The organism is Pseudoalteromonas sp. CO325X, assembly GCF_004208955.1.
In the GTDB taxonomy this organism is placed as follows: domain Bacteria; phylum Pseudomonadota; class Gammaproteobacteria; order Enterobacterales; family Alteromonadaceae; genus Pseudoalteromonas; species Pseudoalteromonas ruthenica.
Map to the genome: position 1 here is coordinate 162,411 of NZ_SGPG01000010.1, position 19,215 is coordinate 181,625.

General features: G+C 48.5%; 18 protein-coding genes. 6 read left to right on the plus strand and 12 right to left on the minus strand.

Annotation, left to right across the window (positions count from 1 at the left end):
- Positions 1-37: 37 nt before the first annotated feature.
- The 3 genes from EXT46_RS04100 to EXT46_RS04110 are packed head-to-tail and all read right to left on the minus strand — an operon-like array spanning position 38 to position 2,178.
- The gene (locus EXT46_RS04100; protein WP_022944214.1) at positions 38-472 is read right to left on the minus strand and encodes an acyl-CoA thioesterase; all 435 of its coding nucleotides are present in this window, start codon (positions 470-472) and stop codon (positions 38-40) included.
- The gene (locus EXT46_RS04105) at positions 462-1,322 is read right to left on the minus strand and encodes a M23 family metallopeptidase (RefSeq protein ID WP_130145386.1); all 861 of its coding nucleotides are present in this window, start codon (positions 1,320-1,322) and stop codon (positions 462-464) included. Before EXT46_RS04105 ends, EXT46_RS04100 begins: the two co-directional genes overlap by 11 nt.
- Entirely contained in the window at positions 1,315-2,178 is an 864-nt protein-coding gene (locus tag EXT46_RS04110) for a 6-carboxytetrahydropterin synthase (protein ID WP_022944216.1), read from the minus strand. The genes EXT46_RS04105 and EXT46_RS04110 overlap by 8 nt, the downstream gene beginning before the upstream one ends.
- 238 nt (positions 2,179-2,416) lie before the next feature.
- Here EXT46_RS04110 and fabA point away from each other — a divergent pair, with 238 nt between their 5' ends.
- Positions 2,417-2,932, plus strand: a complete 516-nt coding sequence (gene fabA, locus EXT46_RS04115) for a bifunctional 3-hydroxydecanoyl-ACP dehydratase/trans-2-decenoyl-ACP isomerase (protein WP_026111005.1) — start codon at positions 2,417-2,419, stop codon at positions 2,930-2,932.
- Between the two features lie 61 nt (positions 2,933-2,993).
- Here fabA and rmf read toward each other — a convergent pair whose 3' ends face one another.
- Positions 2,994-3,164: a ribosome modulation factor gene (gene rmf / locus EXT46_RS04120; RefSeq protein ID WP_026111006.1), complete on the minus strand. Its 171-nt coding sequence runs from the start codon at positions 3,162-3,164 to the stop codon at positions 2,994-2,996.
- A 455-nt stretch (positions 3,165-3,619) separates the two neighbouring features.
- Positions 3,620-5,437 carry a protein kinase gene (locus tag EXT46_RS04125; RefSeq protein ID WP_130145388.1) on the minus strand — a complete coding sequence of 606 codons (1,818 nt, stop codon included), beginning with the start codon at positions 5,435-5,437 and terminating at the stop codon, positions 3,620-3,622.
- A gap of 160 nt (positions 5,438-5,597) precedes the next feature.
- On the opposite strand from EXT46_RS04125, the gene EXT46_RS04130 reads away from it, so the two are divergent.
- Positions 5,598-7,331: a hypothetical protein gene (locus tag EXT46_RS04130; protein ID WP_130145390.1), complete on the plus strand. Its 1,734-nt coding sequence runs from the start codon at positions 5,598-5,600 to the stop codon at positions 7,329-7,331.
- A 51-nt stretch (positions 7,332-7,382) separates the two neighbouring features.
- Here EXT46_RS04130 and EXT46_RS04135 read toward each other — a convergent pair whose 3' ends face one another.
- Genes EXT46_RS04135 through EXT46_RS04165 form a run of 7 tightly spaced genes read right to left on the minus strand, consistent with a single transcriptional unit; the run spans position 7,383 to position 14,931 of the window.
- Positions 7,383-8,156 carry an SDR family oxidoreductase gene (locus EXT46_RS04135; RefSeq protein WP_022944548.1) on the minus strand — a complete coding sequence of 258 codons (774 nt, stop codon included), beginning with the start codon at positions 8,154-8,156 and terminating at the stop codon, positions 7,383-7,385.
- 2 nt (positions 8,157-8,158) lie between these two features.
- A complete protein-coding gene (mmsB, locus tag EXT46_RS04140; RefSeq protein WP_130145392.1) occupies positions 8,159-9,046 on the minus strand; it encodes a 3-hydroxyisobutyrate dehydrogenase in 888 nt (295 codons plus the stop codon).
- An 8-nt stretch (positions 9,047-9,054) separates the two neighbouring features.
- The gene (locus tag EXT46_RS04145) at positions 9,055-10,188 is read right to left on the minus strand and encodes an enoyl-CoA hydratase/isomerase family protein (RefSeq protein WP_022944550.1); all 1,134 of its coding nucleotides are present in this window, start codon (positions 10,186-10,188) and stop codon (positions 9,055-9,057) included.
- A complete protein-coding gene (locus EXT46_RS04150) occupies positions 10,188-10,967 on the minus strand; it encodes an enoyl-CoA hydratase (protein WP_022944551.1) in 780 nt (259 codons plus the stop codon). Before EXT46_RS04150 ends, EXT46_RS04145 begins: the two co-directional genes overlap by 1 nt.
- A gap of 9 nt (positions 10,968-10,976) precedes the next feature.
- Positions 10,977-12,134 (minus strand): acyl-CoA dehydrogenase family protein, encoded by a 1,158-nt coding sequence (locus EXT46_RS04155; RefSeq protein ID WP_022944552.1) that lies wholly within the window; start codon positions 12,132-12,134, stop codon positions 10,977-10,979.
- Between the two features lie 53 nt (positions 12,135-12,187).
- Complete coding sequence (locus tag EXT46_RS04160) at positions 12,188-13,678, minus strand: CoA-acylating methylmalonate-semialdehyde dehydrogenase (RefSeq protein WP_130145394.1); 1,491 nt, start codon at positions 13,676-13,678, stop codon at positions 12,188-12,190.
- Between the two features lie 59 nt (positions 13,679-13,737).
- Positions 13,738-14,931, minus strand: a complete 1,194-nt coding sequence (locus EXT46_RS04165; protein ID WP_130145396.1) for an acetyl-CoA C-acyltransferase — start codon at positions 14,929-14,931, stop codon at positions 13,738-13,740.
- A 293-nt stretch (positions 14,932-15,224) separates the two neighbouring features.
- On the opposite strand from EXT46_RS04165, the gene EXT46_RS04170 reads away from it, so the two are divergent.
- Genes EXT46_RS04170 through EXT46_RS04185 form a run of 4 tightly spaced genes read left to right on the plus strand, consistent with a single transcriptional unit; the run spans position 15,225 to position 19,215 of the window.
- A complete protein-coding gene (locus tag EXT46_RS04170) occupies positions 15,225-15,632 on the plus strand; it encodes a MerR family DNA-binding transcriptional regulator (RefSeq protein ID WP_045978805.1) in 408 nt (135 codons plus the stop codon).
- A 5-nt stretch (positions 15,633-15,637) separates the two neighbouring features.
- Complete coding sequence (locus EXT46_RS04175; protein ID WP_130145398.1) at positions 15,638-16,813, plus strand: isovaleryl-CoA dehydrogenase; 1,176 nt, start codon at positions 15,638-15,640, stop codon at positions 16,811-16,813.
- Positions 16,814-16,821: 8 nt separating this feature from the next.
- Positions 16,822-18,429, plus strand: a complete 1,608-nt coding sequence (locus tag EXT46_RS04180; RefSeq protein ID WP_045978807.1) for a carboxyl transferase domain-containing protein — start codon at positions 16,822-16,824, stop codon at positions 18,427-18,429.
- A gap of 9 nt (positions 18,430-18,438) precedes the next feature.
- A complete protein-coding gene (locus EXT46_RS04185; protein WP_130145400.1) occupies positions 18,439-19,215 on the plus strand; it encodes an enoyl-CoA hydratase-related protein in 777 nt (258 codons plus the stop codon).

Consider the following 19,215-nt stretch of genomic DNA (forward strand, 5'->3'; position numbering starts at 1 on the left):
AATAAAGGCCGCGATTCTGCGGCCTAACAATAAGTGTTTATTTAAACCCGTTGAGCATGCGTTCGCACACTACAGGCGTTGGCCTGTGATTGTCATCCACAGCAACAAAGGTAAAGCTGCCACGAATCGCTAAATGTTTGTCATCGCGGTGCATGGTTTCAAGAAATATCTCCACATCCACTTTTAAGCTGGTATTGCCCACATGGACTACGCGAGAAACCAATTCAGCAAATGTGCCCGCCGGTATTGCTTCTTTAAAATCAACACGGTCGGACGAAATGGTCACTAATGGTTTGCGACAAAAACGGGTTGCTGCAATAAATGCCGCTTCATCCATCCATGCCAGTGCATCGCCACCAAATAAGGTATTATGGTGGTTGGTACGCCCAGGAAACACGGTTTTAGTTACCGATGTTTCCGAATCTTCTATGCGCTGTGCAACAACGGCTTCTTTATCTAACTTACTGCTCATTCGTATTAACTTCACTCGCTAATGTATCAATCATAAGTAATTGTGGATCCAATCGTTCATTAAACCAATTGAAACGCCAATCTAAATGGGGGCCAGTTACCCGGCCAGTAGCCCCTATTTGCCCTATCACATCGCCGGTTTTCACGGTATCGCCCACATCAACCAACACCTTATGCATGTGAATATAAGTGGAGGTAATGCCATAACCATGGTCTAAAATAACGGTGCCACCGGAATAATAAAGCTCAGGATGCGCCATCACGACTTCACCACTGATTGGTGCGTAGATAGGTGTACCTGTCTTGTTAGCGATGTCGAGACCAAAGTGTGGCCGTTTAGGGGTGCCGTTAAAGTAACGCTGGCTGCCATACACACCGGAAATTCGACCCACTGCAGGACGATATACCGGCTCAAGGAACGCCGTGCGTTCACTGTTGTTAGCACGCGCTTGGCGAACCAGTTTTGCATCGTTACGGATGCGCTCTAAAACCTTTTCAGGCGGGGCGACATATTTACTTGCCACACCTTCTATTTTATCTATTTGATACTCACGCTCAGCAATGCTGAAATCAAGTTGATGCCATTGCTCATCTTGGCTTTGCCACTTTAATTGCTGATCAGTTTGTGCATCACGGCCGAAGCCAAAAACAAAATAGCCATCTTTGCTAAGCTTAAGCTCGCGCTCAGCAAAAACGACCTTTTTAGCATCTTGTAGCTGCCCTATAACCATACCGCCTTGGGTCAACTGACCTTTAATCAATGGGGTCGGCAGCTCTTGGGCTTCGCCATTAATGGGCACACACAATGATGCCCCTAGGAGCAAGGCGGTAATTGCCATACGTTTAAGCATAACCAATCGCCCCTTTGCCTACACCTTCATAGGCGCGAACCTCTACTTGCTTATCCGGGTAAGCTTGCTTAATTTGCTTGGCCATATAATCGGCGATACATTCGACTGTGGTATCACAAGGCAGTACCTCAGTACGCTTTGCACTGATTGCCAATTCAAACTCACCTTGATTAGCATGGTAACGGCTACAGATGTCTCCCGGTGCTGCGCTTATATCTTGTAAGTGTGCAGCCTCCACCACGTCCTCTTCGCTGACCAAGTAAATATCAGCCCAACGCTGCGCCCACTGCTTTTGCACACTAGGCATAGCCATACCATCTAGCCAAACGCCTAACGTTGAGCGGTGGCCATGAACAATTCGCTGGCAGTTGCCGTCGTGTTTTTTTAGGCCATGAGAATAATGATAATAAAAGCTCTGATGCTGCTCAGCACGCAACGTCAAAGTAATACCTTTGACGTTCTCTGGCAGCTGAGGAGTGATTTCTGCGACTAGATACTCGGTCACTACTTGCTCATTAATACTCGGTGCGTCAATCAAGCAAACCGCTTGCTTTGGGCCGCTCATGGCGAAATGGTGTTCGTTGTTATCGCCAAAGTTACTTTCCAGCGTCACTTTGTCATCGCCCTGAAGGATATCGATATTGGCTTTAGTGGGTACCGCCAGGGTGTGGTCAACACTGTTATCAATAATGCCCTTGATTTGTTTTTTCACTAAACCAAAGTCAAGCAACATAGATTCATCGTTTAAATCGCCGTCTAAAGTCAAGTCAACAATCCAACTCTCACCAACCGGGCCGCGCTGGGGGCAAAAAAAGGAGAAATCAATCACGGTTAAGTCGTTGACGAAGAGCGTCATACACTGTCCTTGCATGCAGTTGAAAAGATGTCGCAATTATACAAGGGATGAAGTAAAAATGCTGCCTGAATTTGAATCCTTGGTGATAAATCCAACATTGCTACGTGGCCATAACGAAGCAGTCACACTACAGACACAAAAATGGCGTAAAAATAGCATCCTAAAGCACTGTTCAGAGTTGTTTAGCGTACAAGTGTACGCTAAAGTAGCTGGCAAATTTTCGACAATAAAGTGTGTTATGGAACAAAAAAATAGCTACTCCAAAGAAGACTTGGTTTCATGTGGCCAAGGTGAAATGTTCGGCGAAGGTAACTGCCGCTTGCCTATCGATAACATGTTGATGATGGACCGTATCACCTCAATCACTGATGATGGTGGGCAGTACGGTAAAGGCGAAATTGTCGCTGAACTCGATATTAACCCCGACCTATGGTTTTTTGATTGTCACTTTAAAGGCGATCCGGTGATGCCCGGTTGCCTTGGCCTCGATGCAATGTGGCAGATCGTTGGCTTTTTCCTTGGTTGGTCTGGCGGCCCTGGCTTAGGGCGTGCCCTGGGTGTAGGTGAAGTAAAATTCACCGGACAAATTTTGCCTACTGCTAAAAAAGTAACTTACCGTGTCCAGATGAAACGCGTGATTAAGCGTAAATTATTCATGGGTATGGCCGATGGCACAGTGGAAGTAGACGGCCGCGTTATTTATGAAGCTAAAGATCTAAAAGTGGGTTTATTCCAAGATACCAGCGCTTTTTAAATGTAGACGCTAGAGACGAAAAACGCCGCGTAATTGCGGCGTTCTTTTATTCCTTTGCTCTTTATACTTTATACATAGAGCGGTCTTCGACGGCTTCACGCCACCCTCCGAGCCATTGTGATCGTGGATCTATTTGTTGGTAGGGGCAATGTTCTTTTGAACGGCCTGCCATGCCTGCTTTATAACCTTGAGAATGTGCACGTTCTAGACGATCACGCTTTTGTCTCTTCATAGGTAAGTCCTCACCATTATAGTTTTGATACGTTGTAGTGAATCGGTCATCTACATTTAATGGATAGTTAATAAAACTGTCACTTGCAATCAACAAATTTAACCTTTGCCTATTGACAAACCCTAACTGGCTGAGCGCGGATTAAATTTAGTTTTGAAAAATTTCAGTGGTCGTACCTCGCGTTCGCCGACCTTTTTATTGGACTATTTTTACGTGGATTTTAGCGCGCGCTTAAATGACCAAACACGCGCCTAACGCTTGTAAATAAAGACAGTGGTTTCGCTAAAAAAGTTCCTGCCCTTAGTTCTAATCTGCCGTCTATTGACCTTAAATTCAACCCTTAATTTGACACAAATTTGCCATAATTTATGTCCATGAATAACATTAACTCTAAGTTCAACACCACGCTGGCTTTGTTATGTGCTTAGTCATGCACTGTGCACGAGATTACTGGCTCAATTATGTTTTTTAGGATTTTTTGCCAGGAAGTCTTCGCTCTGCACGGCGCACAATTCGAACTCTCGCGTGTTTTTGTAAGGGAGTTTCATAAAGCCCGCAACACCTATGCCGTCAATGGCCATCGCGTATTGCATAATCTCATCAAGTAATTGGCTAAACCGCTCTTCTTGGCTGGCATCCAATAACCGATAATAATGGTGTATCTTCAAACGTTGGGGTAAAGATTCAAAAATGATGCATCCGGTGTGGTGGATTTTATTAAGCTCAAATACGCATTGAATGATTTTCTTGGGAAGCTGTAGCTGCTCATCCGGGTCTTTACCATCTTCAAAATAAGAATGCGGCCTCAGCATCTCAGTACCGGGTATATTAATAACGTCATAATGCAATTGTGGCAGTTGCTCGAACTTAAAGGCGCCGGTGGCATCACGCTCAAGTTGAATTGTCTGTCGGGCATCGAATAAACAACATTTAAACAACCCTTTTTGGGTGATCCCTTGCGCCAACTTCACGGTGTTATCTACCGCATCTTGGAATGAAGGCTCTAATGACTCGTCATACAAGATCAAGCTTGATTCAACAAACAGTGATGACTGCTTCCAGTGAAAGCTCAAACCGCCCACAACGGGGTACTTCGCCAAGCGGCTGATCGCTGCCAAAAACGCTTTTTCAGTATCACCGGTGTCAAATAAAAATTCTCGGTAATAGCGCTCCAATTGCGCATCATTAACATCAACCAACCGCTGTTGACTGTCTGCCTGACGCAAAAACTGCTTACGCGAGCTGTACACTACCGTATCGGGCAAAGTCGCTACCTGCGCCTTCCAAACTGGGATCAATGCTTTATCTCGGACCACCGGATTGTCAGGAACATAGGCGCGGGCCATGGTCGGCATATTACGCATAAAATAGTCGCCGCCGGCGTCGCGCGTTGCCTTGTCTTTACTGAGCATAGCATCAATCACCCGGGCAAATTCTTTAGGCAACCCCAGCGATGAAGCAGGTATCACTTGCGCACCAAAACGGCACGACTGCGCTGACGCCAGCGCGTACAACGTTGACGCCACCCCCTGCTCGTCAAAACGCGGAGACGATTGCGCCCCAGACATTTGCTCATCACCAATAAAGTAGACATCCCCCATGCGCGCGTTGGTATTGGTTACATCTGCAGACATTAAGTCCATCACATTTGCGGCAATGGGCTGCCCACTGGCATCCAGCTGCGCATAAACAGAGCTCCCCCAATCAACCAATGACAAGGTTTTGCTGCGCTCATCCCAGACCAAATTGGAAGGCTTAATATCCCCATGAACAACGGGCATAGGAGTGATCCCACCTCGGTAGTCTCGTAATACGTGTAATAACTGGTGGAGCTGCAGCGCTAAATCGAGAAGTTGCTTGGCAGTAAACTTGCCTTGGCGAATAGATAATTGTTCTAAGTCTTCACCCTCGGCTCGCGCCATCATCAATATGCCTTGTTTTTTTACCCGCTCAAAGGCATAAAATTGCGGGATCATCGGATGATCAAAACGTGAAAGCATATAGGCTTCGTCTTCAAGCCTATCGCGCACCGATTGCGCTAAGGTAATACGAGAGAATTTAAACACCCAGTGTTGTTGCCTATCATCAATACCTGCGAACACAAAACCAAATGCGCCGGAGCCAATTAACTCAACATTTTTATAGCCCAGCATGGTGAGCTGTTTAATGCATATATTCAGCCATTGCTTATGCTTTTTAGCATCGCGATGGGAGAGCAAATAAATAGATTGCTCTTCATTAATATAAAAATTGGTGATTGCCCGTTGCGCCAAGCTTGCCTCTGGGTGTTATCTGCTAACTAATTGCTAAGTTTACGCTTTTTGTTACATATTCGACAACATAAAGCACCACTTTGCGCGCCTAAAATGCTTGTCCTAAAAACGGCAATAACGTATTCTTTTACGCTTTGAACGACAACGAAAGGGAATTCCCATGAAAAAAGTACTAATCGGCGGTGCTGTTGCCGCTGCTGTGGCGGCAGGCCTTTATTATTCAAACCAAGGTGCTGGCGGCGGCGCGAGTATGGCTGAGCTAGATTATGTGCCTGCTGATACTGTCTTTTTTGCTTCACAGTTAAAACCGTTTCCATATAAGCAATACGCACAGTTGTTACCCTCTGACATGATGTCCAGCGGCACCGACGAAGAGCTCACCCAAGCTATCGAACGTGCAAAGGCTCAAGGAAACGTTAACGCCGTATTCTTCTTCGAACTACTAAACCAGTACGAGAGCAGCGTACGCGATGGCAGTTATACGCAAACGTGGGGCATTGGTAATGACCTACGCTACCTAGGGTACGCTATTGGTTTAATGCCGGTCATGCGCGCTGAGCTCGAGCAGCCGCAAAATTTTATCAATACGCTGAAAAAAGCAGCCGACAACGCAGGCGTGAGCTACGCTGATGAATCATTGAATTCGCAGTCTTACACCCGCTTTACCCTTGCACTTGATGACAGCAGCTCCGTGGCGATTATCGCTGCGATTAAAGATAACTGGCTAACAGTGACCCTAGATAGTGAATTCAACAATCAAGATGACCTTGCCTTAGCCCTTGCCACTGAAAAAGCGCAAACAAGTTTAAACAGCTCCAATCGTGTTAATGACTACATCAATAAGTATCAGTGGGACGGCAGCTCGATTAGCTACGTTAACTTTGAAGCATTAGCTTCAGCAGCAGTCGCTGACAAACCTTCACGTTTAAGCAGTATGCTTGATGCCATCCTTTCGAAAATGGGCCAAGCACAAGCAATACAAGCTTTGCGCACCCCTGGTTGTAAAGCAGACATTCCAGCTATTGCAGCGAAATGGCCCGCTATCGTCTCTGGCACGTCAAATGTCAAAGTCAGTGACAGCAGCGCCGACTTTGATGCGGATATTGTGATTGAAAGCACGGACAAAGATATTTTGGGCGCGTTACAAACTGTTCGCGGCTTTATTCCAAGTCACGTGACCAATAAAGACGATGGCTTATTTAGCGTCGGCTACGGTATCGATGTGGGTAAACTTGCACCACTTGCTAATACCGTTTGGAGCGCATTTACGCAGGCTGAGTTTACCTGTGAGCCGCTAATGATGGCACAACAGCAAGCGAAACAATCAAACCCAATGGCTATGGCGATGGCCACCGGCATGGCTGCTGGAGTAAAAGGGATCAGCATTAGCGTACAAAATGTGGTGATGGATTTCAGTGGCTATACCCCACAAGTAAGTGATATTGATGCGTTAGTCACGCTTAGCGCCGATGATCCAACCACACTCATAAACACCGCAAAAGGATTAGTGCCGCAGCTAGCACAAATTGAAATCCCTAGTGATGGCACGCCTATTTCGATGAATGAAATTATGCCTGTGCCTGCCAGCGGTAATGTGGATGCTCAACTGGCTATAAACGGTCAACACATCACCGTATACAATGGTGAAAAATCAACGGCGCTCGCCGCTGACATGAGTTCACAAGCCGTGGATGCCAATGGTGTATTAGGTATGAGCCTGCAATTTGCACCGATGATGGACATTGTTCTCGAAGCCGCCGCCAGTACAGGTGAAGAATTGCCACCTGAAATCCACTCGTTGGCTAAGCAAAACATGAAGCTATCATTGACAACAGATATCACCGACAACGGCATTGAGATGAAATCTGAAACCAATATCAGCAAAAGTAAATAACCACTAAAAAGGGCGCCAACGGCGCCCTTTGTTTTATTTAGCTTGCCAATACTACAAGCGAATACCGCCGTCTATCTCGACCACGCGACCGGTAAAGAAATCATTTTCGAAGATGTACTTCGCCGTATGCGCGATTTCTTCTGCTTCACCTAAACGGCCCACCGGCTTCATTTTAACAAGACGCTCTTTCGCTTCAGGCTTCATTGCATCGGTCATTTTAGTGCGGATCACGCCAGGTGCAATAGCACCCACGCGAATACCATAACGACCAAGCTCTTTAGCCCAGCTTGTGGTCATGGCCACTACACCCGCTTTAGCAGCTGAGTAGTTAGTTTGCCCCATGTTTCCGGAACGAGCGACGCTGGACATATTAATAATCACCCCGCCCTCGGCGTGCTCCACCATGTGCACGGCGGCTTCGCGCCCGCACAAGAACACCCCGGTCAGGTTAACATCAATGACCGATTGAAATTGGCTTAGTGACATTTTATCGACCACCTTGCCCTCTTTCGCCTTGATAAATAAACCATCACGCAAGATGCCGGCATTGTTTATCAAGCCGTGGATAGCACCAAAGTCTTTTGCTATAGCAGCGAATGTCTGCTCAACTTCTTGTTCAACGCTGACATTGCAGATATAGCCTTGGATTTTGGCATCGGCGAGCGTGCTGTGAGTTTTTAGCTGTGCTATCGCCTCGTCTAATAAAGCGCTGTCCATATCAATCAGCGCCAAATGTGCACCGGCTTTCGCCGCCATAGCGGCCATCGATAATCCCAAACCTTGGGCACCACCGGTGACGACGACTACTTTGTTGTTTAATTCCATAGTTACTTCTTCTCGAATAAATTGAATATAGCACTGAAGTCTTGCGCCCCTGCCCCTTGGTTTTGTAGCAGGGTGTACAAGTTTTTGCTAAGCGCCCCTAAAGGGGTAGCCGAGCCAGAATTCTGCGCGGCTTCCAGTGCTAAGCCCAAATCTTTGGCCATTAAATCGACCATAAAACCGGGCTGATAGTTATTGCTTGATGGCGCGTTTTCCAGTACCCCAGGGCAAGGATTGTACAATTCTAACGTCCAGTTCCGCCCCGAGCTATTGACCATGATGTCCGACAGCACTTTGGGGTCTAAGCCGTGATTAATGCCCATTTGCAGAGCTTCACTGGTCCCGGCCATTAAAATACTCAGCAGCATGTTATTGCAGATTTTTGCCACCTGACCGGCGCCAATATCGCCAGCATGGAAGATATTTTTCCCCATATCTTCCAGGACCGGTTGCACGGCATTAAAGTGAGTCTTAGCGCCACCAACAATAAAGGTCAAGGTACCAGCACTGGCTCCAGCGACCCCGCCCGAGACGGGCGCATCGACAAAGGCAATGCCCTTATCGGCTAAGGCTTGTCCGACTTCAGTGGCACTGGCCGCATCAATGGTTGAACAGTCAATCACTACGGTGTCACTGGCTAAATGATGGATTAAACCATCGTCTGCCAAGTACAGCGACTTAACATGCTTTGCAGCTGGCAACATGGAGATCACAAACTGTGCGCCGTGAGTGACCTCATCAGCGGTTGTACCTGCATGCGCGCCTTCATCGGCAAGCTCGTTGACCACCTGTTTATTGAGATCAAACACGCTCACCGCGTGGCCGGCCTTAATTAGGTTACGCGCCATAGGCGCACCCATATTACCTAAACCAATAAATCCTATTTTTGCCATGCTGCCTCCTAGACTAGGGTTTCAAGTGGGTGTTCACGCCACTGGCGATTAAAAAAGCGCTCAATTACCGACTCAGGTACCTCTTGCAAACTGGGGTATTGCCACTGCGGACTCATGTCTTTGTCTATCAGCAATGCGCGCACCCCTTCTTGAAACTCACCCACTTCACAGCACGTCACCGACATACCCAGCTCCATTTTGAAGCAGGCTTTGAGTGACAGCCCTTGAGCACGCTTAAGTTGTTCAAATACCAGGTGAGCACTTAGCGGACATCCATGCTTCAGCGTTTTTACGGCTTTAGCTAACCATTTATCATCACTTTCTATACCCGTAAGGTAGTTTACCTTACCCGCTAAATCGCTGTATTCGCTCATACGATTTATGGTATTCAAATGAGTGCGCAGGCCACCTTTTTCCATGGTTTTTGACTCACCATCAAACTTCTTCAAAAGTTGAGTGAGCTTATCATGATTCAGTGCAGCCACTTTGCCCCAACTCTGCTCGCACAAGGTTGCCAGTAAGGCGGTAAACTTGTTGCTATCGATACTGTGATCGGCAAGGGCAGCGAAGCGCGCATCATCGGCATTCATCAATGCCCCGGTCAGGCCTAAGAACAAGCCAATGTTGTCCGGAGCTTTTTGCAAAAAGTAGCTCGCGCCTACGTCAGGGTATAAGCCAATGGTGATCTCTGGCATTGCAAGCTTTGAGCGCTCAGTGACCACCCGATGACTGGCGCCAGCCATTAGGCCCATACCGCCGCCCATGATAATACCATCGCCCCACACAACAATCGGTTTGTTGTAACAGTGGATAGCATAATCAAGACGATATTCCTCACTGAAAAAGGTTTGCCCATAGTCTGCAGGCTCCCCTGTAGCCATAGCGCTGTGCAAGCTGACGACATCACCACCAGCACAAAACGCTTTATCACCCATCCCCTTAAGAACTACAAAGGCTAATTCATCGTCATCGGCCCAATGCTTCAATTGCTTATCAAGCAAGCGAATCATATTCAAGTTCAGCGCGTTGAGAGCCTTAGGGACATTGAGCGTTGCCAATCCAATTTTAGAGCCGTTGCTGCACTGAGCCAGTTCAAAGACAACTTCGGCGTCTTGATTATTTAACGGGATAAGTTCGTCCATTAGCCATTCACCCACTTCGCTTTACGCTTTTCAAGGAACGCGTTAACGCCCTCGGTTTGGTCCTGGGTGTCGAATAGCTTCACGAATAACTCGCGTTCAAGTGGCAAAGCGCTGCGAATATCGCCATGACGACCCTGTTGTATTAGAGTTTTACAATAGCTGACCGCGACTGGGCTTTGCTCACCTACCTGCTCAGCGAGGGCAAGAGCTTTATCTAAGCTTTCACCGCTGCCAACGACCTCTTCAATTAAGCCTATGCTATGCGCTTTGTCTGCTTTAATACGCTCACCACACAAAATCATGCGCTTAGCCCAACCTTCACCAACTAAGAGCGCCAGATTTTGAGTGCCACCAGCACACGGAAGCAGACCCACTTTTGCCTCAGGTAAGGCCATCTGCGCTTGCTCTTCGGCGATGCGAATATCACAGGCTAAGGCCACTTCCAAGCCTCCGCCCATAGCAAAACCATTGATGGCAGCAATAGACACACCACGAAAATCGCTTAAAGTTTCAAAGGCGGCGCCAAATACTTGCGACATTTGTGCAGCAACGCCTTTATCGCCACTGGCAAACACATTTAAATCGGCCCCAGCAGAGAAAAACTTCTCTCCTTCCCCGGTAAGCACCAAGGCAAAAATGTCTTTGTCGGCGTTTAGGGCTTCAACCTGCTCTTTAAGTGCTGTCAGTGTCTCTTTCGTCCACGTATTAGCCGGTGGGTTGCTCATTGTTAAAATGGCAGTGTGGCCACGTTTTTCCAACTTTATTTGTGCTGACGACATAATGACTCCTTATAGAATTTCGCTGACGTGATCGGCCAAAATACGACGCGCAATGATCACTCGCATGATTTCGTTAGTGCCTTCTAAAATTTGATGTACGCGCACATCACGAAGGTGGCGCTCCAATGGGTATTCTTTGATATAGCCATAACCGCCATGAATTTGCAGTGCGTCATCGCAGACCTTTACGCCCACATCGGTGGCAAAGCGTTTAGCCATGGCGCAGTAAGTGGTTTTTTCACTGTCATTGCTATCGAGCTTAAACGCCGCTAAGCGGATCATTTGTCGGGCCGCCACCAGTTCGGTATTCATATCTGCAAGCTTAAATTGCAGTGCCTGAAACGCCGCTAATGGCTTACCAAATTGTTCACGCTCTTTTAGGTACTCTTTGGCGGTGTTCAATGCCTGCTGCGCCGTACCTAATGAGCAGGTCGCAATATTAATGCGGCCACCATCAAGCCCTTGCATGGCAAACTTAAAGCCCTCGCCCTCTTGACCTAACAAATGGTCTTGAGGAATGCGTACATTTTCAAACGTGACCAAACGGGTTGGTTGCGCGTTCCAGCCCATTTTTTCTTCGGCTTTACCATAGCTGATCCCTTCAGCATCGGCAGGCACAACAAAAGCGCTAATGCCCTTGGGCCCTGCTTCGCCGGTGCGAGCCATCACTACTAACACCTGAGTACTGCCAGCGCCGGAAATAAACATTTTTGAGCCGCTGATTAGATAATCATCCCCGTCACGAACCGCTTTTGTTTTTAGCGACGCCGCATCGGAGCCACTGCCTGGCTCAGTTAGACAATACGAAGCCAGTTTTTCACCGGTGACAAGCTCAGGGCAATAACGCTCCTTGGCGCTATCAGTACCAAAGCTTGCGACCATCCACGTCGCCATATTGTGGATAGTAAGCATGGCGGTTGTGGCGGTACAGCCCTTAGCCAGCTGCTCGAAAATAATGCTTGAGTCAAGACGTGACAGCCCTAGACCACCGACTTCTTCCGGAGTATAGAGGCCACAAAAGCCCAGCTCACCGGCTTTTTGTAGGGTCTCTATTGGAAAAATATGTTCTTGGTCCCATTTAGCTGCAAACGGGGCCAACTCTTGGGCAGCAAAACGCTCAGCCATATCGGCAAAGGCTTGTTGGTCTTCTGTAAGGTTAAAATCCATAATGCACTCTCTTTACTACTTACATAGCGGCCGGATTGAACCGGCCGAACCAGTTATTTTAGGTTGATGCTCATATTGGGACCGCTGACTGCGTCGTCTTCAAACCAACGTGCGGTGATGGTTTTGGTCTCGGTGTAAAAACGCACACCTTGTTTGCCATAGGTATGCTGGTCGCCATAAAACGAGCCCTTCCAGCCAGTAAAGGAGAAAAACGGTAACGGCACAGGAATTGGCACATTGATACCCACCTGACCCACTTCAATATGATGCTGGAATTTACGTGCCGCTGCGCCGCTGGCGGTAAATAGCGACGTACCATTGCCATAAGGGTTGTCGTTGATTAAGGCGATGGCCTCTTCCAAGGTATCCACAAACACACAGCACAGTACCGGGCCAAAAATTTCCTCGCGGTAGATAGCCATGTCTGGAGTCACATTGGCAAATAAAGTTGGCCCCACCCAGTTGCCCTTCTCATAGCCTTCTACAGTGCAATCTGAACCATCAAGCAAACACTCGGCACCTTCTTCTTTACCTTTGGCAATCAAAGAGAGAATACGCTCTTTGGCCGCAGCGGTGGTTTGCGGGCCATACGCAGCATCTTGATTATCCCAAGTACCTGGGTGTACTTTGCTCAACGCAGTTTTCAAATCATCAACCCATTGCTTTGACTGACCCACGAACACCGCCACTGAAATACCCATACAGCGTTGCCCTGCGGCGCCAACAGAAGAGCCCACTAGGTTATTAATAACATTCTCTTTATGCGCATCTGGCATCACCACGAGGTGGTTTTTAGCACCTACACAGCACTGCACCCGTTTGAGGTTAGCGGTGCCTTTATCATAAATGTATTGACCTACTGCACAGGAGCCGACAAACGAGATAGCGCGCACATCATCGTGCTCTAGGATCTGATTAACCTGATCTTTTGCGCCATGCACCACCTGCAACACCCCTTTAGGTGCACCGGCCTCTTCAAATAACTCCACTAAACGCATCGGTGTGAGCGGGTCTTGTTCAGAGGGCTTAAGGACAAAGGTATTGCCACAAACGATAGCCAGTGGGAACATCCACAGTGGGATCATCGCCGGGAAGTTAAACGGGGTGATCCCCGCACATACCCCTAAAGGTTGGATTAATGAATAGGTATCAATATTGCGGGCGACGTTAGAAACCGTCTCCCCCATCATATTTGATGGGGCGTTCGCCGCTTGCTCAACAACCTCAATACCACGCCAAACGTCGCCTTTGGCATCTTCAAAAGTTTTACCTAACTCATGGCAGATAATTGTAGCTATTTCATCATGATGCTCTTTTAGTAACTGCGCATAACGCATCATAATACGTGCTCGCTCAGTGACCGGCACATCTTTCCACGTTTTAAACGCTTCTTTAGCTGAGGCAATCGCCTCATTGACTTCGTCTTCGGTAGCCAGTGGCACTTGCGCCAAGACGTCTTGGTTTGCTGGGTTAAGAACATCCAGCCATTGTGATGATGTGGATTGGCGCATTTCGCCGCCGATATAAAGTGGTACCTGATGCATGATGCATACTCCCCAAAATAGCAGCGCCCAGTGTTGTAGTAATTATGGGCGCGAAAAAATTAAAGTGTTTCGATAGCTAAAGCAACGGCTTCACCGCCGCCGATACACAGTGACGCGACACCGCGCTGTTTGCCTTGATTACGCAACGCATGAATTAGCGTGGTCAAAATTCGTGCACCACTGGCTCCAATTGGATGCCCAAGTGCACACGCGCCACCGTTGACATTGACTTTGTCAGCATCAAGTTTCATTTCATTAATAGCCAGCATCGTGACCATGGCAAAGGCTTCATTGATTTCCCATAAATCAACGTCGTCTACTTGCCAATCAAGCTTTTTCAATAGCTTCTCCATAGCGCCAACAGGGGCGATGGTAAATTCAGCCGGTAAACGTGAGTGGGTGCTGTGTCCGCTGATCCGGGCAATGGGGGTCATGCCTTGCTTTTGCGCTTCGCCATAGCTCATTACCACAAGTGCCGCAGCGCCATCGGAGATTGACGAAGAGTTTGCTGCGGTGATGGTGCCGTCTTTTTTAAACGCTGGGCGCAATGACGGAATTTTATCTGGACGGGCGTTCCCTGGCTGCTCATCCAACTCCACCGTCACGTCTCCTTTACGACTGCTGATAGTGTGCGCGGTGATTTCCGCCTTAAAGGCCCCGCTTTCAATTGCTTTGTTGGCTTTAGCCAGTGAGTTAAGTGCAAATTCGTCCATTTGCTCACGAGTCATGTCGTATTGATCGGCAGTGCTTTGTGCAAAACACCCCATTGCGAGATTATCGTAAGCGTCCTCTAAGCCATCCATCATCATATGGTCTTTTACTTCGCCGTGGCCCATGCGCATGCCTGAGCGCGCCTTCGGTAACATATAAGGAGCATTTGACATGCTTTCCATGCCACCAGCGATAACACTATTAACACTGCCTGCTTTGATTAGGTCATGAGCCAGCATTACCGCTTTTAGACCTGAGCCACACACCTTATTAATGGTTGTTGCACCAGTGTGCTTTTCCATACCTGCTTTCAACATCGCTTGACGCGCAGGCGCTTGACCCAAAGCAGCGGGCAAAACACACCCCATAATGACTTCGTCGATTTCGCCGGCATCTAGATTAACGCTCGCTAAGGCGCCTTTGATTGCGCTAGCACCCAACTCAGTGGCGCTGGCACCACTTAGTGCACCCATAAAACCACCCATGGCGGTACGCTGGGCACTAACAATAACAATATCGTTATCCTGCAATGGTGTACTCATACTGTGTTCTCCATATCAATTTCACTTGAGCATACATAAAATTTACGTTTACGCCAACGTCAATTAGGTAAGTGAAATGATGAAATTTCAATCGCTGTAAACTTTAGCAGCCACCGCCTAGTTACGCCTATAAAAACAATGCGAGTTTAAGCTAAGCCTTATAAACAGTTAGCTTCAGGGCTTATGGAAAAGAAAATAGAAGAATAAAAGTGAGCACCAAATGCAGCTTTACCTTTACGTAAACTTCACTTATATTGGTGTTAAAAATTTGTAGTAGATAAGACTAAAAGACAATGACAGAGCAAAGCCCAACGGCCAGCGAGCAAACGTTCTCTATCAGTGAGCTTGCCAAGGAGTTTGATATAACCACCCGCAGTATTCGTTTTTACGAAGACCAAGGGCTTATTACTCCGAGACGAAATGGCCAAACCAGAATCTATTCTAAACGCGATAAAGTGCGCTTGAAGCTGATCCTTCGCGGTAAACGCTTAGGTTTCACCCTAGCAGAAACGGGTCGATTGTTCGAACTTTATGACGCAGACAAATCCAGTGCCAAGCAGCTTGTCACTATGCTCGATCTTATCGAAGAAAAGAAAGCACACCTCAATCAGCAAATGGACGACATTAAAGTCGTGCTAATGGAACTCGTTACGGCTGAGAAACGCTGCCGTGAAACCCTCTCACATTTACAACAGGATTAATCACCATGAGTACAATTTCGCTTTATAAAGAACTCAACTTCGGCCTCGGGGAAACAGCCGATATGATCCGCTCCCACGTAAACTCATTCGCCAGCGCCGAGATTGCGCCGCTTGCTGAACAAACTGATGAGAAAAACATGTTCCCCAATGAGCTGTGGCCTAAATTTGGTGAGATGGGGCTACTAGGCATGACTGTTGATGAGCAATATGGCGGTGCCGGCTTAGGTTATCTCGAACATGTTATTGCGATGGAAGAAGTAAGCCGTGCCAGCGCCTCAATTGGTTTAAGCTATGGCGCACACTCTAACCTTTGCGTTAACCAAATCTTCCGTAACGGTAACGAGCAGCAAAAAGAAAAATATCTGCCCAAGCTTGTCAGTGGTGAGCACATTGGTGCATTGGCGATGAGTGAACCTGGTGCCGGTTCAGATGTGGTGTCTATGCGCTTAAAAGCGGAGAAAAAAGGCGACCAATACATCCTAAACGGCAACAAGATGTGGATCACCAATGGTCCTGACGCTCACACCTTTGTAATTTATGCCAAAACCGATGCCAACGCCGGCCCAAAAGGGATCACCGCGTTTATCGTCGAGCGTGGCACTCCTGGATTCAGCCAAGCGCAAAAGCTCGATAAATTGGGGATGCGTGGCTCAAACACCTGTGAATTAGTGTTTGAGGATTGCGCCGTGCCCGAAGAGAACATTCTTGGCAACCTTAATGAGGGTGTCAAAGTACTTATGAGTGGCCTCGATTATGAGCGCGTAGTACTCGCTGGCGGACCCCTGGGTATTATGCAAGCGTGTATGGACGTGGTCGTCCCTTATATTCATGAGCGTAAACAGTTCGACAGCCCGATTGGTAACTTCCAACTTATTCAGGGCAAAATTGCCGATATGTATACGCAAATGAATGCCGCACGCTCCTATGTTTATACCGTTGCCCAAGCGTGCGACAGAGGCGAAACCACCCGTAAAGATGCGGCCGGCGTTATCTTATACGCGGCTGAGCTAGCAACAAAAATGGCCTTAGATGCAATTCAGATTCTGGGCGGCAATGGCTACATAAACGAATACCCCACTGGGCGCCTGCTGCGTGATGCCAAGCTGTATGAAATTGGTGCTGGCACCTCAGAAATTCGCCGTATGCTGATTGGCCGCGAGCTATTCACTGAAAGCCGCTAAGGTGCGTTATGACGATTTTATCTTCTGCTATTAATCCTAAAGACCCGCAGTTTCTCACTAACGACGAGTCGATGCGCTCATTGGTTCAAGACCTTCATGAGCGCGCTGCTACTATTCGTGGCGGCGGCGGTCCAAAATACGTGGAGCGCCACCAAAGTCGAGGCAAGTTATTTGTTCGTGACCGTATTGAACATTTGCTCGATGAGGGCTCGCCGTTTTTGGAAATCGGCCAGTTCGCCGCCCACGGCGTGTATGAGCAAGACATTCCCTGCGCTGGTGTGGTTGCCGGGATTGGTCGAGTGCAAGGCGTGGAGTGCATGATTGTCGGTAACGATGCCACCGTTAAAGGCGGCACCTACTTCCCGCTGACGGTGAAAAAGCACCTGCGCGCTCAAGAAATTGCCGAGCGTTGTCACCTACCTTGCATTTATCTAGTCGACTCCGGCGGCGCTAACCTGCCAGAGCAAGACGAAGTGTTTCCCGATAAACTGCACTTTGGCCGTATATTCTACAATCAGGCGCGCATGTCGGCAAAAGGGATCCCGCAAATCGCCGTGGTCATGGGGCTGTGTACCGCTGGTGGTGCCTATGTTCCCGCCATGGCTGATGAAAGTATTATTGTCAAAGAGCAAGGCACTATTTTCCTTGCCGGCCCTCCCTTGGTTAAAGCGGCTACCGGGGAAGAAGTGAGCGCCGAAGACTTAGGCGGTGCCGATGTGCATTGTAAAACCTCCGGTGTGGCTGACCATTATGCTGACAATGACGAGCACGCCCTGTCGATTGCGCGCCAATGTATTGCCCGCACCAATCATGTACGCCCAGTCGCGCCGGTATTAAAAGAGATTAAAGCACCACGCTACGATATCCACGAGCTCTACGGCATTGTCGGCACCGACTTGAAAAAGAGCTTTGATGTGCGCGAGGTGATTGCGCGCGTCGTCGACGACTCTTCTTTTGATGAATTTAAGCGCTACTTTGGCGAGACCCTAGTGACCGGCTTTGCCGAAATTTACGGCCACCCGGTGGGCATTGTTGCTAACAACGGCGTGTTGTTTAGCGAGTCGGCGCAAAAAGGCGCGCATTTTATTCAGCTGTGTGCCAAACGTAATATCCCACTGGTGTTTTTGCAGAATATCACCGGCTTTATGGTCGGGCAGAAATACGAGGCCGAGGGCATCGCCAAGCATGGCGCGAAAATGGTGACCGCCGTAAGCTGTGCCGAGGTGCCTAAGTTTACCATTCTTATTGGTGGCTCGTATGGCGCCGGTAACTACGGCATGTGTGGCCGCGCCTATGAGCCAACCATGATGTGGATGTGGCCCAACGCCCGTATTTCGGTGATGGGCGGTGAGCAGGCCGCAGGGGTATTAGCGCAAGTGAAGCAAGACGGTCTAGCGCGCAAAGGCGAGTCCATGAGCGATGAACAGCTAAACGAGTTTAAAAAGCCCATCATTGAGCAGTATGAGCGCCAAGGGCACCCCTACTACGCCAGTGCAAGGCTTTGGGACGACGGCATCATAGACCCCGCCGACACCCGCTCAGTACTTGGTTTGGCACTTGAGGCCACCACCAACGCGCCAGCGAAAGAGTCCGAGTTTGGCATATTTAGGATGTAAGGAGGCGCTATGTCTGTCACATTAACAATAACTAAAAGTCGCATCGCCATCTTAACCTTGGCCCGTGTTGAAAAACACAACGCCTTTGACGATGTGCTTATCAACGAAATGATCCGCTGTATCGAGCATGCCAGCACCTTAGATGTACGCGCTTTGGTACTTAAAAGTGAAGGCAAGCACTTCTCCGCTGGGGCCGATTTAAACTGGATGAAATCCATGAAGGATAATAGCTTCGAGGATAACGTAGCTGACTCCATGGAGCTCGCACGCTTGATGCAGGTGCTGTATGAGTGTCCCCTGCCCACGGTGTGTTTAGTGCAAGGGGCCGCTTTTGGCGGCGCGCTGGGGCTCATTGCCTGTTGCGACATTGCCCTCGCCGATAGCAGCGCCAAGTTCTGCCTGTCAGAGGTCAAACTGGGGCTTATTCCTGCCGTGATCAGTCCTTATGTGATCAAAACCATGGGCGAGCGCAATGCGCGACGCTATTTCCTCACCGCAGAGGTATTTAACGCCGAGCAAGCACAAACGCTCGGGCTGATCCACGAGCTCAGTGACGACCTGGACGCCAGCGCCGAGCAATTGCTCAGTAAGTTAGCCGATAATGGCCCGCAAGCAGTCAAAGCAGCGAAGCGCCTAATTGCCGAGGTGGCTCATCAGCCCATCGATGATTCTTTACGCCAACTGACCGCCGAGCGTATCGCCGCGATCCGCGTCAGCGACGAGGGCCAAACCGGGCTTACGGCGTTTTTTGAAAAGCAAGCTCCAGCCTGGCAACAACAAGGATAA